The organism is Lachnoanaerobaculum sp. ICM7, from assembly GCF_000287675.1.
Classification (GTDB): domain Bacteria; phylum Bacillota; class Clostridia; order Lachnospirales; family Lachnospiraceae; genus Lachnoanaerobaculum.
Window position 1 is genome coordinate 118,710 of the sequence record NZ_ALJL01000028.1, and the last position, 15,417, is coordinate 134,126.

The 15,417-nt window shown below is 34.7% G+C and carries 17 protein-coding genes; 15 read left to right on the forward strand and 2 right to left on the reverse strand.

Going from position 1 to position 15,417, the window contains the following annotated elements; genetic code table 11:
* Positions 1 to 34 precede the first annotated feature (34 nt).
* Both HMPREF1140_RS10120 and HMPREF1140_RS10125 read right to left on the reverse strand, forming a co-directional pair.
* Positions 35 to 2,800, reverse strand: coding sequence for an AAA family ATPase (locus HMPREF1140_RS10120; RefSeq protein ID WP_009663663.1), 2,766 nt, complete (start codon positions 2,798 to 2,800; stop codon positions 35 to 37).
* Positions 2,800 to 3,936 (reverse strand): exonuclease SbcCD subunit D, encoded by a 1,137-nt coding sequence (locus HMPREF1140_RS10125; RefSeq protein WP_009663690.1) that lies wholly within the window; start codon positions 3,934 to 3,936, stop codon positions 2,800 to 2,802. Before HMPREF1140_RS10125 ends, HMPREF1140_RS10120 begins: the two co-directional genes overlap by 1 nt.
* Positions 3,937 to 4,138: 202 nt before the next feature.
* Between HMPREF1140_RS10125 and HMPREF1140_RS10130 the strand changes: the two genes are divergently transcribed.
* The 15 genes from HMPREF1140_RS10130 (at position 4,139) to HMPREF1140_RS10195 (ending at position 15,324) form a co-directional block, all read left to right on the forward strand.
* On the forward strand, positions 4,139 to 4,528 hold the full coding sequence (locus HMPREF1140_RS10130; protein WP_009663681.1) for an SdpI family protein: 390 nt from the start codon (positions 4,139 to 4,141) through the stop codon (positions 4,526 to 4,528).
* On the forward strand, positions 4,528 to 5,019 hold the full coding sequence (locus tag HMPREF1140_RS10135; RefSeq protein WP_009663706.1) for an NUDIX hydrolase: 492 nt from the start codon (positions 4,528 to 4,530) through the stop codon (positions 5,017 to 5,019). The genes HMPREF1140_RS10130 and HMPREF1140_RS10135 overlap by 1 nt, the downstream gene beginning before the upstream one ends.
* A 65-nt stretch (positions 5,020 to 5,084) precedes the next feature.
* Positions 5,085 to 5,957, forward strand: coding sequence for a DMT family transporter (locus HMPREF1140_RS10140; RefSeq protein WP_009663754.1), 873 nt, complete (start codon positions 5,085 to 5,087; stop codon positions 5,955 to 5,957).
* A 17-nt stretch (positions 5,958 to 5,974) separates the two neighbouring features.
* Complete coding sequence (locus HMPREF1140_RS10145; RefSeq protein ID WP_009663698.1) at positions 5,975 to 6,430, forward strand: DIP1984 family protein; 456 nt, start codon at positions 5,975 to 5,977, stop codon at positions 6,428 to 6,430.
* 173 nt (positions 6,431 to 6,603) lie between these two features.
* Positions 6,604 to 7,500 carry a TIGR01212 family radical SAM protein gene (locus HMPREF1140_RS10150; RefSeq protein WP_009663664.1) on the forward strand — a complete coding sequence of 299 codons (897 nt, stop codon included), beginning with the start codon at positions 6,604 to 6,606 and terminating at the stop codon, positions 7,498 to 7,500.
* A gap of 59 nt (positions 7,501 to 7,559) precedes the next feature.
* Complete coding sequence (locus HMPREF1140_RS10155; protein ID WP_009663719.1) at positions 7,560 to 9,767, forward strand: ATP-dependent helicase; 2,208 nt, start codon at positions 7,560 to 7,562, stop codon at positions 9,765 to 9,767.
* Positions 9,768 to 9,846: 79 nt separating this feature from the next.
* Positions 9,847 to 10,110 carry a hypothetical protein gene (locus HMPREF1140_RS10160; RefSeq protein WP_009663776.1) on the forward strand — a complete coding sequence of 88 codons (264 nt, stop codon included), beginning with the start codon at positions 9,847 to 9,849 and terminating at the stop codon, positions 10,108 to 10,110.
* Positions 10,111 to 10,167: 57 nt separating this feature from the next.
* Positions 10,168 to 11,595, forward strand: a complete 1,428-nt coding sequence (locus tag HMPREF1140_RS10165; protein ID WP_009663712.1) for a class I SAM-dependent RNA methyltransferase — start codon at positions 10,168 to 10,170, stop codon at positions 11,593 to 11,595.
* A gap of 327 nt (positions 11,596 to 11,922) precedes the next feature.
* Entirely contained in the window at positions 11,923 to 12,195 is a 273-nt protein-coding gene (locus HMPREF1140_RS10175; protein ID WP_009663735.1) for an ArsR/SmtB family transcription factor, read from the forward strand.
* A gap of 77 nt (positions 12,196 to 12,272) precedes the next feature.
* On the forward strand, positions 12,273 to 13,283 hold the full coding sequence (locus HMPREF1140_RS10180; protein ID WP_009663779.1) for a permease: 1,011 nt from the start codon (positions 12,273 to 12,275) through the stop codon (positions 13,281 to 13,283).
* 12 nt (positions 13,284 to 13,295) lie between these two features.
* A complete protein-coding gene (locus tag HMPREF1140_RS10185; protein WP_009663675.1) occupies positions 13,296 to 13,628 on the forward strand; it encodes a thioredoxin family protein in 333 nt (110 codons plus the stop codon).
* Entirely contained in the window at positions 13,618 to 13,785 is a 168-nt protein-coding gene (locus HMPREF1140_RS13880; RefSeq protein WP_009663721.1) for a hypothetical protein, read from the forward strand. The genes HMPREF1140_RS10185 and HMPREF1140_RS13880 overlap by 11 nt, the downstream gene beginning before the upstream one ends.
* The gene (locus HMPREF1140_RS14160) at positions 13,773 to 14,150 is read left to right on the forward strand and encodes an arsenic resistance protein (RefSeq protein ID WP_330370069.1); all 378 of its coding nucleotides are present in this window, start codon (positions 13,773 to 13,775) and stop codon (positions 14,148 to 14,150) included. The genes HMPREF1140_RS13880 and HMPREF1140_RS14160 overlap by 13 nt, the downstream gene beginning before the upstream one ends.
* 134 nt (positions 14,151 to 14,284) lie before the next feature.
* Positions 14,285 to 14,497 (forward strand): arsenic resistance protein ArsB, encoded by a 213-nt coding sequence (locus HMPREF1140_RS14165; protein ID WP_009663762.1) that lies wholly within the window; start codon positions 14,285 to 14,287, stop codon positions 14,495 to 14,497.
* Between the two features lie 209 nt (positions 14,498 to 14,706).
* Entirely contained in the window at positions 14,707 to 15,324 is a 618-nt protein-coding gene (locus HMPREF1140_RS10195) for a TetR/AcrR family transcriptional regulator (RefSeq protein WP_009446406.1), read from the forward strand.
* Positions 15,325 to 15,417: the final 93 nt, after the last annotated feature.

A 15,417-nucleotide genomic window follows, 5' to 3' on the forward strand; every position in this document is an offset into this window, starting at 1 on the left:
TCTGATTTACAACGATTTTGCAGTACCTATTTTTCTATATTATTATCTCAGCCCTGCTTCCGCCGGTCTTATCTTTTTTAACAATAATTTGTTTGTCGATTTTTTGCTTGAGTTCACCCACATGGGAGATGATGCCGATAAGCTTATTGTTGCTTGCAAGTGAGGCAAGGGCATTCATTGCCTGAGCGAGGGAGTCTTCATCAAGTGAGCCGAAGCCCTCGTCTATAAACATAGTATCAAGTTGTATACCGCCGGCAGATGATTGAATTTCATCAGAGAGTCCAAGTGCTAAAGCTAAAGAAGCCTTAAATGATTCACCGCCGGAGAGTGATTTTACACTTCTTGTAGTACCGTTGTAGTGGTCTATTACATCAAGATCAAGTCCGGTTTGTCCGACTTTACTGAGGGATTCCTCTCTACGGATCAGATCATATTGACCGTCTGTCATTATCATCAGTCTGGCGTTTGCTCTTGAGATAATTCGGTCAAAATAATGCATTTGAATATAGGTTTCAAGCATTATCTTATCTTTCCCGGTGATAGTGCCGTTTGCAGTATCTGAGAGAGCTTTTACCCAGGTGTATTTTTTCTCAATATCTATAAGCTCAGAGGATTTGAGCTTTATATTATCGTGATTTGACTTATTATTTACTATTCGGCTATGAATATTCTCCTTATTTTTATTAAACTGAATTTTGTTTGCAGTAAGACCAACCATTTTTTGTTTTTCAGCTTCAAGATCAATTTCCTGCTTATTTTCCATCTGCTTTGAAAGCTCATCCTTTGTAGCATTGGCTGAAGCCAGATTTTCACTGCACTCATTTAATCTCTTTGCAGCCTGATCTATGTCTTTTTTAATTTTTAGGATCATTTCCTGATTCTTTTGTATTTCCTTGGTTGCTTCAAGCTTTGAAGCGAATGCAAGTTTTGACTTTAAATCAATAATTCTATTATTGAGTGAGTTATTCTCAGATGTCAAAGTACTTATTGTATTGCTGATAGCAGTTATACCGCTCTGCAATTCTTCTACCCTTGCACGTGACTGAGGAAGTCTGACTTCAATAGCTTCTTTTCTGGCAATGTTTTTTTCTTCCGTCCGGATATTTTGGTCAAGTACTTTGATATTACTTTCAAGTTCGGTTATTTTTGACCTTGTAATATCGGTGGCATTATTCATATCGATATCACCAAGCAGTTCCTTGATAGAGGACACTGTAGCATCTGTCTTTTCGTTCTTTATACCTCTTAAGTTTCCGGCTCTAAGGCTGGCATCATTTGCCTCGGCATTCGCCTTTGAAAGCTTGGATTGTAGAGCATCCAGTTCATCTTTTCTAGGTACTTCTATAGGCTTAACTGCTTTATTCGGATGTGATAGGGAACCACATACAGGGCATGGCATATTATCTACAAGAGTTTCTGCCAAAAGACCTGCCTGAGCATCAAGATAAAGATTGTTTTTCAATTTAAAAGATAGGTCAAGCTCGTTTGCTATAGCTTTTTTCTTTTCGTATATTACAGTAGCATCTTTGTACTCTGCGGCAATTTGTATCAGACTTTCCATGCTCTTTAATAAAGTGTTCAACTTTGAGAGGCTATCCTTATAAACAGACTTTTGATTTTCAAATAAAATCTTTTGCTCGCCGGATTTTTGCAGAGCTTTTGATTCTTCACTCAATCGCTCGATTTCAGCTTTTAAATCTTCTATATCTTTTCCTGTTTTTATAAGCAGAGCATTGTTTTTCTCGATATTTGCAGCATTATTTTTAAAGGCTGATTCTTTTTGGCTTAATTCATCATACTCAGACAATTGAGACTCTATAGTGGCAGAATCCTTAGTGAGCTTTTCCTGGAGTGATGTTTTTTTCTGTTCGTCTTCTAAAGCTTTTGTTAAAGAGAGCTTGTCTTCAGTAAGTCTTGAAATCTTTATTTCATTTTGCTCAAAGGCTGACTTTGCTTTCAGATAATTCTCGCCACGCTCAATATTTATCTTTAATACATCAAGTTGCTTTTCTATTTCAGATATCGAGTCAGCAGTCCTTTCTTCAGCTGCGATATCTTCTGATATAAGTTTTTCAATAAGCTCAATACATTCATCTGTAGGTAATTCAGAGTTTTTTGCCTTTGTAACCTCTGTATAAAGCAGTGAGGAGTCATCACAACTTATTCCTGAGATATACTGTGAAATACTTTGCTTTATTTTTGAACAGGAGTTATCAAGAGCGGCTGCTTCTGACTTTAATCTACCTTGTAAATCAGAATAAAGTTTTGTTTTAAAGATATGTCTGAATATTTCTATTCTGTCTTTAGTAGGTGCTATTAAAAGTTTTAGGAAATCTCCCTGTGCAATCATTGCTATTTGACAGAACTGATCTCTGTTAATACCTATGATATTGTTTATTTCCTTATCAATCTCTCTGGTTTTGGTGATTGGTTTTCCATCAGGGAGAATAAGCTCCACAGATGCAGTCTGCTTTGTAAGCCCTGATCCTCGTTGTGCCGCTCTTTCATATTCCGGATTTCTTTTGATGGTATATTTCTTTCCCTTATAATTGAAGATAAGTTTCACAAATGTAGGTGTTTCATCGCTTGCATACTTTGAGCGAAACATGGAAACTTCTCTGTTATTACCGCTTGGATCCCCGTAAAGAGCATAGGTAATAGCATCAAATATAGTTGTTTTACCGGCGCCTGTATCACCGGTTATAAGATAAAGTCCACCTGTACCAAGCTTGTCAAAGTCAAATTCCGTTTTGCCGGCATAAGGTCCAAATGCAGAAACTGTTAATTTTATAGGTCTCATTATTTATCCCTCCAAATATCTTCAATAATATTTTTCATAAAATCTTTTTGTATATCATTTAAATGTTGACCGTTTCTTGACTCATAGAATATATCAAACAATTCAAGAGGTGACTTTGATTCCATATCATTGATAAGGTTTATCTCGGCACTGTTTCTTGTTCTTTGATTGTCATAATCAAGCTTCATTATATTTTTGTAGACCACACGAAGTTTTGTTATAACATCCTGTACATCATTTTCGTCAGTCAAGGTGATATGAAGGTAGTCATTTCTTAAAGTACTGCCTTCATAAAAATCTTTAAGCATAATTTCATTATATTTACCTTTTATTTCCACCATATCACGAAGCGGTGTGAGAGGAATGAAATCAAGTTTTATATTTCCTTTTTCTTTTATATCAATTACGGTTATACTCTTGGTATCATTTGCTTCAGAGAATGAGTACTTTAGCGGTGTACCGCAATATCTTATATACTCACTTCCACAGCTTTGCGAACGGTGAATATGTCCAAGTGCCACATAATCAAAGTCTTTAAAAATGCTTGCATCTACATTGTCACTACCGCCAACGGAAATATCTTCTGATTCTGTTCTTGAAGAGCCTGTAACAAACTGATGTGTAACAAGGATATTTCTACTATCAGTATCTATATGCATATTATTTATTACGATTGACATTGCATCTGTATATGAATTTATTTCTTCATCCGGAAAATATCTTCTAACATGAACAGGCTTTATAAAAGGCAACATGTATATATTTATCTTTCCAAAATCATCAGAAAGTTCAATTGGAGAAATATTACCGTTATAAACCGGAGACAGATGTATACCTGCTTTATCAAACAGTCTGGAACCGAATGCAATACGCTCGGCAGAATCATGATTGCCGCTTATTATAAAAACATTTAGTTCTCTCTGTGACAGTTTATAGAGAAAATCATCAAAAAGCTCCACCGCCTCGGCAGGAGGAATAGGCTTATCATAGATATCACCGGCAAGTATTATACCGCTTGGTTGTTCCTCATCTATAATGTGAATGATTTTATTGAGGATATAGGTCTGGTCTTCCAGCATTGAAAATTCATTTATACGTTTTCCAAGGTGTAAATCGGATAGATGCATAAGCTTCATGAGCTGATTCCTTTCACTTGTATGATTACGGATTTTATTCTTATAGCTAAAAAATTACATAAAAAATAAATATATTATAGCTTTAAGTATAAAAATATATATGCTAATATTATAGCATAAGGAAGAAGGATAGTGAAAATTTTTAGACTATTTTCTTTGTTTTGCGTGCATTAAACTATAATATATAAAAGGAAGTTGACTTATGAATTTTTGGATTTTTATGCTTGTAATGAACTTACTTACTCCTTTGGTTATGATAATTTACGGACGTGTTTTTGAAAAAAAGCCTCCTAAAATAGCAAGAAGTAAGTTTGCATTCGGATACCGTACGGTAATGTCTATGAGAAATGAGGAAACATGGGAGTATGCACATAGATTTTTTGGTAAGCTCTGGTTTAGATTCGGTATTGCAGTAGGGTTAATAAGTATAATTGTATTATTCTTTTTTATTGGAAAAGATAAAGATACGGTGGGATTTGCCGGAATGATCATATGCTATGTTCAGTTGGTAGCAATGCTTTTGCCGGTTATTCCTACGGAATTAGCACTTAGAAGAAGATTTGACAAGAATGGAAACAGAAAGGACAAATAATGAGAAAAGTTAAGCTTTGTACTCTATGCTATATTGAGCGAGATAATAAATATTTGATGCTTCACAGAGTAAGTAAGAAAAATGATATAAACAAAGATAAGTGGATAGGGGTTGGCGGACATTTTGAGGAAATGGAAAGTCCTGAGGATTGCCTTATCAGGGAAGTAAGAGAAGAGACGGGATATGAACTGGACGACTTTGATTTTAGAGGTATTGTTACTTTTGTATATGGAAAAGCAGGAGATGAAGTCGTAGAGTATATGCACCTTTTTGTAGGAAGAAATGTAGTAGGAGATCCCATAGAATGTAATGAAGGTGTATTAAAATGGATAGATAAAAAAGAGGTGTTGAATCTAAATTTATGGGAAGGTGATAAAATTTTTCTGAAGCTTTTAGAAGAGAGAGAGGAATTTTTCTCACTTAAACTGGTGTATAATGAGGATGAAATACTGAGTGAAGCTTTCCTGGATGGAAAATCAATGGATATATAATTACAGATGAATTTTCGGAAGCAATATTGTATAATAAAATTAATTATTGGATTTGAGGGGGAATTATGGAAAAGAAAATTCGTATAAAAGGTGAAATATACTTATTACTGTCCGGATTTTTCTTCGGACTGCAGCCTTTTTTCGCAAAGATCATATATGCTCACGGCGGAGACGCATATAGTCTGCTGGTGCTTAGATTTTTGATAAGTGGAGCGGTATTTGCCGCCATTTATATGATGCTTGGACAAAGTATTTGGTTAACTAAGGATGAGTTTATATCAATATTTATTTTGTCTGTTCCCGAAGTTATTATGTGTATATTGTTATTTTTATCATACAGCTATATATCTTCAGGTTTGGCTTCAACATTGCATTTTTCATATCCGGCAGCGGTTATTTTACTTGAGCTATTGATTTTTAGAAAAAAAATAAGTAAGATAAAGCTGTTATGTTTGTTGTTTTGTGCAATAGGTATAGGAGTGTTTTATCAATCTGACGGAAATATAAATATTTTGGGAATGATTATGGCACTTGCTTCCGGTGTAGGATATGCCATATATATTATAGTGTTGACACATGGAAAAGCGGGTAAGATACCTGTAATTAAAATGTCTGCATGGCTTTCGTTTTTACTTGCAATAGAGATTGCTATAGTTATGCTTGTATCGGGTAAGTTCAGATTCCAAATGGATGCAACAGCTATAGGAATGAGTGTATTTATGGCGGCTGTTATATCCACATTGGCACTTGCAACATTTCAAATCGGAGCACCTATGTGCGGAGCTCAGACGGCGGCACTTCTTAGCACTATAGAGCCGGTGAGCAGTATTTTACTTGGAGTAATATTCCTTGGAGAACATATGAGTCTGAGGATTTTTGTCGGTATATGCTTTATACTGATGTCAATAGTGATTCAAATTAAAGAAAAGAAAGAATAGATATTGGAAGGAGTTATATGAAATTAGCGGTAGCATTACAGGAAAGAGCGGATCTCAATATTAAAATAGAAGATTTGAAGGGTAGATTAAACAGAAATATATTGGTGCAGGAAGGAGAAAAGCCTGCAGAAGATCCTAAGGATTTAAAAAAGGAGCTTGATTCTTGCATTAACAGATTGGAATATTTGATAGCTGCTATCAATAAGACAAACTGTGAAACAAAAGTTGACGGAAAGTCTATTACAGAATTGCTTGCAAGAAAGGATGCTTTGCAAGTAAAGTCATCTGCTTACAGAGACAGTGTGTATGTGGGAAGCAGCAATACAGACAGAGCCAGAAGTACAGAGATAAAGATAGTTCCTGTGATAGATGTTAAGTCTTGGCAAAAAGAGGCTGATGAGACAGCAAAAGAAATCAGACTTATAGATAATAAAATCCAGGAAACAAACTGGACTACTGAACTTATAGAATAATATTTTTAGACGGTAGCATATTCAGGGCGAGTAAAAATTTGCGTTTGCGCACATATCGGAGCCTTGGGCAGGCATTTGTTTATAGTTATGCCCCGACAGTGTACAAGTGTATTGTTATAAATTACTGTTATTACCGATTACTGACTGTTTGTGTGAGGGAGGGAAGTGGGATTATGATAAAAACAATATCAGATTATTGTAAAGAAAAATTTGGAACAAAAGTGTACAGATTGGCACTGACTACAGGAGCCACCTGTCCCAACCGTGACGGAAAGGTTGGGGTGGGTGGCTGTAGTTTTTGCTCTGAAAAAGGATCGGGAGAGTTTGCAGTAAGCGCCAACGATATAAAAGAGCAAATAGAAAAAGCGAAAAACTTGATTTCAGCGAAGATTCCGGGGTCAATAAAGGAATGCGATAGAAAATATATTGCTTATTTTCAATCATTTTCAAACACGTATGGAGATACAAAGCGATTACTTGGCTTATTTGAACAGGCTGTAAAAAGAGATGAGATCGTAGCACTTTCCATTGCTACAAGGCCTGATTGCTTTAGTGAAGAGATGTTGGACGGACTTGAGCTTTTAAATCAGTTAAAGCCTGTTTGGATAGAACTTGGACTTCAGACTATAAATGAAAATACTGCAAAGGCGTTTAACAGAGGATATACACTTGATGTATTTGAAAAGACATATGATGAGCTGAAGAAAAGAAAATTTGAAGTAATAGTACATATGATTCTTGGGTTGCAGGGTGAAACCACAGAGGATATGTATGCCACAGCTAAGTACCTTGCTAAAAAGAAAATAGACGGTATTAAGATACATGGACTTCATATACTAAGAGGGACAAGGCTTGCAAAGGAATACAAAGATCACCCGTTTAAAATAATGAGCCTTGAAGAATATACCGAGGTACTTATAAATTGTTTAAAAATACTTCCGAAGAGTACAATCATACATAGAATGACCGGAGACGGAGATAAGAAGCTTCTTATTGAGCCGATGTGGAGTGCAGATAAAAAAAGAGTACTCAATTATATAAATAAAAGGATCAGAGAAGAATTTTTATAAGGCTTGCAAGAACATATGTTTTGGTCTAAAATGAAATAAAGAAAACTTTTAGAGGTATTATGTCTACTATATACGATAAATTAAATGATAAACAAAAACAGGCGGTTTTTACTACAGAAGGTCCCCTTTTACTTTTGGCGGGAGCAGGTTCCGGAAAAACCGGTGTGCTTATGCATAGGATTGCATATCTGATAGAGGAAAAACGTGTAGATCCCTATAATATTATGGCAATCACCTTTACAAATAAAGCTGCCAAGGAAATGAAAGAAAGAATCAGTAAACTTATAGGTGAAGAGGGAAATTTTGTTTGGGTAATGACATTTCACTCAAGCTGTGTAAGATTCCTTAGAAGATTTATTGATAAGATTGGTTTTGACAACAGTTTTACGATATATGACAGTGATGATCAAAAGACTCTTATGAAAAAGATTTTCAAAGAAAATGATATAAACACAAAAGTATATAAAGAAAGAGCAGTACTTAATATTATTTCAAGTTGTAAGAATGAACTTATGTCACCGGCAGAATTTATGAAGTCTGCCATAGACTCATATGAAAAGGGAGTAGCCAGACTTTATGAGATATATCAAAGTGCTCTAAAAAAGAATAATGCCCTGGATTTTGACGATCTGATTTGCAGAAGTGTTGAGCTTTTTGAAAAATGTCCTGAAGTGCTTGATTATTATCAGGACAGATTCAGATATATAATGGTGGATGAGTATCAGGATACCAATACAGCTCAGTTTAGGCTTATTTATTTGCTTGCGCAAAAATACGGAAATATATGTGTGGTAGGTGATGACGACCAGAGTATATATAAGTTTAGAGGTGCAAATATTGAAAATATCCTAAGTTTTGAAGACAAGTTTGAGAATGTAAAGGTGATAAAGCTTGAACAAAACTATCGTTCCACAGGAAATATACTTGATGCGGCAAATGCTGTCATAAAAAACAACAGGGGAAGAAAAGATAAAAGCCTTTGGACAGAGGGAGATAGTGGAGAAAATATAGAGCTTCGCCAATTTCAAACTGCTAATGAAGAGGCTGACAATATAATAAAGGATATTAGAGACAGAGCAAGGGATAATTTCAGAGACTTTGCTGTGCTCTACAGAACAAATGCTCAGTCCAGACTTTTGGAGGAACGTTGTGTAACTCTTGGCATTCCGTATCAACTTGTGGGAGGTGTAAACTTCTATCAAAGAAAAGAAATAAAGGATGTGCTTGCTTATTTAAAGACCATTGCCAATGGTAATGACGATATTGCATTACTTAGAATTATTAATGTGCCGAAAAGAGGAATAGGAGCTACCACTATTGCAAAGGTAAGCGAGTATGCCAATGAAAATAATATAAGCCTTTATGATGCCATGAGTATAAGCGAAATGGCAGGAGTAGGTAAGGCAAGTGATAAAATTAAGAGTTTTATTACAATGATTGAGGAGTTTAGAGAGAAGGTAGCAAGGAAGGCAAATATTGCAAATCTGATTGAAGAACTTCTTGAGGAAACCGGATATATTGAAAGCCTCTATGATGAGGGTGAAATTGAAGGTGAGAGCAGAAAAGAAAATATCGAGGAACTTATAAATAAGTCGGGAGAATATGAGGACGGAGAACTTTCACTTTTCCTTGAGGATGTATCTTTGGTTGCCGATATTGACAGGATGGATGAAAATGCCGACAGAATAACACTTATGACTTTACATGGTGCCAAGGGACTTGAGTTTGATACTGTATATCTTGCAGGCATGGAGGAAGGTCTGTTTCCAAGCGCTATGAGTTCAAATTCCAGAGAGGATTTGGAAGAAGAGAGAAGACTTGCTTATGTAGGTATAACAAGAGCAAAGAAAAATCTTATACTGACATCGGCAAAGCAAAGAATGGTAAATGGTGAGACAAGGTATTCTTTGATGTCCAGGTTTGTCAGTGAAATTCCAAGAGAACTTTTAAATAAACATGTTCTTGATACCGAAAAAAGGTATACAGAAAAAAGCGGTAGTTTTGGCGGGGCATTGCCTTGGGAGACAAAAACCCCGGTAAATAATAATAATTTTGAGAAAACGCTCAGCTTTGGAAAACAGTTTAAAGTTGAAAAGGCTCAGAGTCTTGATTATTCTGTAGGTGATACTGTAAAACATATAAAATTCGGAATGGGTAAAGTTCTTGAAATAGTTGACGGCGAAAGAGATTTTGAAGTAAAGGTCAATTTTGAGAAATTTGGAATTAAAAAGATGTATGCAGGATTTGCCAATCTGACTAAAATATGATAAAATCAATTAATTGAGTAGTTAAGCATTTTTGCCTGACTTTGTACACAAAATATATCTTTAGAAGAGAGGTATGGTTATGGATAAATTTAATAATTTAAGTTCTAGAATGGAAGAATTGGTTAATGCATCAAGACTTAACAGTCTTTTGGCAAAGAGAGAAGAAGATGAGAAGAAGAAAAATACCATTATTTGGGTTTTGGCTATTATAGGTGCTATCGCTGCTGTAGCAGGTATTGCTTTTGCGGTATACAAATTCTTCACACCTGATTATCTTGAAGACTTCGAAGAAGACTTTGATGATGATTTTGACTATGACTTTGATGATGAAATAGAAGAATAAGAAATAACATGATATGATGGCGGCCCTTGAGGTCGCCTTATCTTTTGTGAGGTGATAATGAAAAAAGGCGATATCTTAAAGGGACAGATTACAGAAAGCCATTTCCCCGACAGCTCATATATTGACCTTGAAGGAGAAAAGGTACTTATAAAGAAAGGTATTTTAGGTCAAACTATAGAGTTTGCTGTTACCAAAAAAAGAAAAGGGAAGCTTGAAGGAAGAGCATTAAACATAATTGAAAAATCACAATTAGAGGACAATGAAAATCCTTGCATACATTATGAGGTATGTGGAGGATGTACTTATCAGAATTTAAGCTATGAAAATCAGCTTAAATTAAAAAATGAACAATTAAAAGCACTTATGGAAGGTGCAACAGATAAGGATTTTGATTGGGAGGGAGTTATACCTTCACCAAAGTATCTGGCATACAGAAATAAGATGGAGTTTTCTTTTGGTGATGAACAAAAAGACGGTGATTTGGCACTGGGCATGCACAAGAAGGGCAGTCACTATGATATAGTGAATGTTTTTGAATGTAAAATAGTGGACAGTGATTTTACCAAGATACTTGAACTTACTTTAAACTTTTTTAAGGAGAGAAAAGTATCATACTTTCATAAAAATAGCCATATAGGTTTTTTAAGACATTTGCTTATTAGAAGAAGTGAGTATACAGGAGAGATTTTAGTGTCTTTGGTAACTACAAGCAGTTTCGGTTTTGTGGAGGATCCAAATTCATTACCTGAGCCTTCTGTACTTGGAACTGCGGAAGAAGTACTTATAAAAGAATGGGCAGATTATATAAAATCAGAGACCGACAAGGGAATTCTAAACGGAAGCATCGGAGGAATTTTGCATACAAAGAATGACTCATATGCAGATGCGGTACTAAATCAGGGAACAACTCTATTACATGGGAAGGACTATATTACAGAAAGATTGAATGGGCTGGATTTTAAGATAACACCGTTTTCATTCTTCCAGACCAATTCTAAGGGAGCAGAGGTTTTATACAATGTTGCCGGAAAGTATCTTGGAGATACGGCCGGGAAATCTGTATTCGATCTGTATTCCGGCACAGGTACTATTGCTCAGCTTCTGGCATCTGAGTCTGAAAAAGTTTATGGCGTGGAGATAGTTGAAGAGGCCGTTGAAGCCGCCATAGAAAATGCGAAGAAAAACGGCCTTGATAACTGTGAGTTTATAGCCGGGGATGTATTAAAGGTGGTGGATACCTTGGGATTTAATCCTGATATTATAATACTTGACCCGCCAAGAGACGGCATCCATCCAAAGGCATTGCCAAAGATACTTGAATTCGGTGCAAAGAAAATCGTGTACATATCTTGCAAGCCTACATCTTTTGTACGAGATCTTAAAATAATGGAAGCCGCAGGCTACAGAATGGAAAAGTGCGTGGGAGTAGACATGTTCCCAAACACAGTTAATTGTGAGGCGGTTGTTATGCTGTCGCGACCGTAAGGGAAGCGAGAGCATTACAAACCACCCATGCAATAGCCGTCCGTGATTGTCAAGTGCGAAGCATGCAGACAGAACGGAAACGGCGAACTGCGGAGGCGGTAGCACTATTGTCCAAATTTGATGTCGATAAGCATATAGATGTTGAAATTAAGCTGGATGAGCTTGATTTGACAAGTGCTGAAAGCAAGGCTACTTATGCACAAATATAAATTTATAGATGATTTCTGAAAATTTTAAAATACATCAAATATTTTTGATTTGATGTTGACAACCGGTTTTATTTGGTATACAATAAATACATCAAAAATATTTGATATGAGGTTAATAATGAAAAATTATGAAGAGAATGCTAAGGTATTTAAGGCTTTATGCGATTCTAAAAGACTAAAAATAATTGATATAATCAAAGATGAAGAAAAATGTGCTTGCGTACTCCTAGACAAACTTGATTTATCACAATCCGGATTATCCTATCATATGAAGATATTAACAGATACAGGATTAATAAATGCAAGGCAAGATGGTAAATGGACACATTATAGCATTAAAGACAATGGAATTGATGAAGTCATACAATTATTAAATGAATATCTAAAATAAAAACTGGTCATCCGAGTTTGGATGACTAAAAAAACAAACAACATATCAAAAATATTTGATGTATAGGAGGTGATTTAATGATTTTGTCGATAGGAAAATTTATTCAAAATCAGATTTTAGGGATGAAGTGGCTTAATGATTTAATAGGATATGTATTAAAACTATTAAATATTGATGTAACCGGTAAATGGGGTGCATCTGTACAATTTTTCATTTATGACGTGATTAAAATCGGTATCTTATTATGTACTTTGATTTTTATTATTTCGTATATTCAAAGTTATTTTCCACCTGAACGAAGTAAAAAAATATTATCAAAGTTTAGGGGGATTTGGGCGAATATTATGTCTGCACTTTTAGGCACAGTTACGCCATTTTGCTCTTGCTCATCTATTCCACTCTTTATAGGTTTTACATCAGCCGGACTTCCATTAGGAGTTACTTTTAGTTTTTTAATTTCATCACCTATGGTCGATCTTGGGTCTTTGGTACTTCTTATGACCATATTTGGAGCCAAAGTTGCAATAGTCTATGTTTTATTTGGACTTTTGATCGCCGTTGTTGGAGGAATGATAATTGAAAAGCTTGGGCTGGAAAATGAAGTTGAAGATTTTATCATGAATTCACCAAAAGGAATTGAGCTTGAAGTTGCACAAATTGGAAAAAGAGAGAGAGTAATATTTGCGAAGAATGCAGTAGTAGAAACCTTTAAAAAAGTGTTTCCATATATCTTGGTTGGTGTTGGAATTGGAGCAATTATTCACAACTGGATACCGGAAGTATTAATAGAAAAGGTACTGGGAGGGAACAATCCATTTGGTGTGATTTTAGGAACATTAGTAGGTGTGCCAATGTATGCTGATATTTTTGGTACTATACCAATTGCAGAAGCACTACTTTCTAAAGGAGCAATGCTTGGAACTGTTTTAGCCTTTATGATGGGAGTAACTACACTAAGCTTGCCATCTATGATTATGTTGAGAAAGGCTATTAAACCAAAGCTTCTATATGTGTTCATCACCATAACCACTATAGGAATTATAATAGTAGGATATATTTTTAATGTGTTACAAAATCTATTTATCTAAGGAGGAATAAAAATGTTATTTAAGAAAAAAGCTTGTTGTAATCAAGTATCAGAGCAAGGAGAAAGCAAGATTGAAGAAAAAGGAATCTATGTTTTAGGCTCAGGATGTTCTAAATGTAATGCTTTAGAGAACAATGTTAAAGAAGCTTTAACTAGACTGGATGTTAATGAAGAAATAAAACATATAAGAGATTTCTCTGTTATTGCATCTATGAGTGTTATGACTACCCCTGCACTTGTGATTGATAATAAGGTTGTAAGTTATGGTAAGGTTCTAAATCCGGATGAATGTGTAGAGATTATAAAAAACTCAAGAGGTGGAGTATCTAATAACAATGGGGTGTAATGTAGTTTGTCCGGTTCTTCCGTTTAACTATAAAAAGGCTGATTGGGGGCTTGATGATCCAACAGGAAAGCCAGATGAAGAATTTATAAAAGTCATAGAAGAAATTGAAAGAAAGGTGCTTGATTTATTAGAAGAAGTCAAGGAATGGGGAAACTAGAGTTTAATAATGTATCAATTCCAACGACCATCTTACTTTGGATTATGATTTATCCAATGATGTTAAAGATTGATTTTAATAGTGTTAAAGATATAGGTAAGAATCCAAAGGGACTTTTTATAACGTGGTTTGTTAACTGGATTATAAAACCATTTACTATGTATTTAATTGCAAGTTTATTTTTCTTTATTATTTATAAAGGCTTTATCAGCAAAGAATTAGCTTTGGAGTATTTAGCAGGAGCGGTATTGTTGGGTGCGGCTCCATGTACCGCAATGGTTTTTGTATGGAGTAAATTAACCAAAGGTGATAGTGCATATACTCTAGTACAAGTAGCAAGTAATGATTTGATAAATATACTATAGCAGGACTTTTGCTTACATTGATCATCATTTTTTCATTCCAAGGTGAGAAAATTATCAATCAACCATTAAATATTTTCTTAATAGCAATACCACTTGTTTTGTAGACTTTATTTATTTTTGGGATAACTTTTGTTATGGCGTATTACGCTAAATTACCATATTCTATAGCTGCACCTTGTGGTATGATAGGAGCATCTAATTTCTTTGAATTGGCAGTAGCAGTAGCAATTTCACTTTTTGGGTTGTCCTCTGGGGCAACGCTGGCAACTGTAGTTGGTGTATTGGTTGAAGTTCCGGTTATGCTTATGTTAGTAAAATTTGCAAATTCTATGGAATACAAATTTTAGATTAATAATTGGGAATGCAGATCCCAAAGGGCTGATTCATCAATTTTTTTGTAAGTGTCCGTACACTTACTGTGCTTGCTACAAAAGTCAAGCAAGCATTAAGCATTTCTCTAAAATTGTAAATATATTATACCATAAAATTCAAGAGAAATGAGAAAATAATTGACAAATTGTCAGTTGTGTGATACCCTCTAAATAGGAGGTATAAAATGAGAGATGTAAAAGAACCTGAAATACGACGTGCAGAGATTATGGATGCTGCAATGATACTCTTTATGGAGAAAGGATATACCAATACAACAACACAGGATATAGTTGATAAAGTAAATATATCAAGAGGGTTGTTATATTATCATTTTAAGAATAAAGAGGATATCTTATATTGTCTTGTAGAACAATATTCAGATAGACTACTGAAAGATATTTATAGTATTGTTTATGATGAAGATAAAACTGCCATAGAAAAAATCAGATCATTTATAGATGTCACAATTATATCTTCGGAAAATGTTTCAGCAGAGGGTACAGTGCTACAAAAGACAGTTGATCTTGAAGAAAATCAATATATGCTAGATAAGTTATCCCATAAGCTTGTTGAGAAACTTACAATATATTTTGAAAAAATTATAAGTCAAGGAATAGCAGAAAAAGTTTTTTCTGTAAAATATCCATTAGAAACAGCAGAATTTCTTATGACAGCTTATGTTTTTGTTTCAAATAACATAAGTATAAGAGATTCGAAAAAAGAACCTATTAGTGACTATTTAAACGCATTTAAGATAATACTTGAACAAAGCTTAAATACGAAAAAAATCTTTAGTACTTAAAAATAGAAAAGAATGTTTGCAAGGAGAATAATATGCCGATAGCTACTGCTACGCAAGCTATCGGTATTATTTCAAAGAATAACTGACAAAATG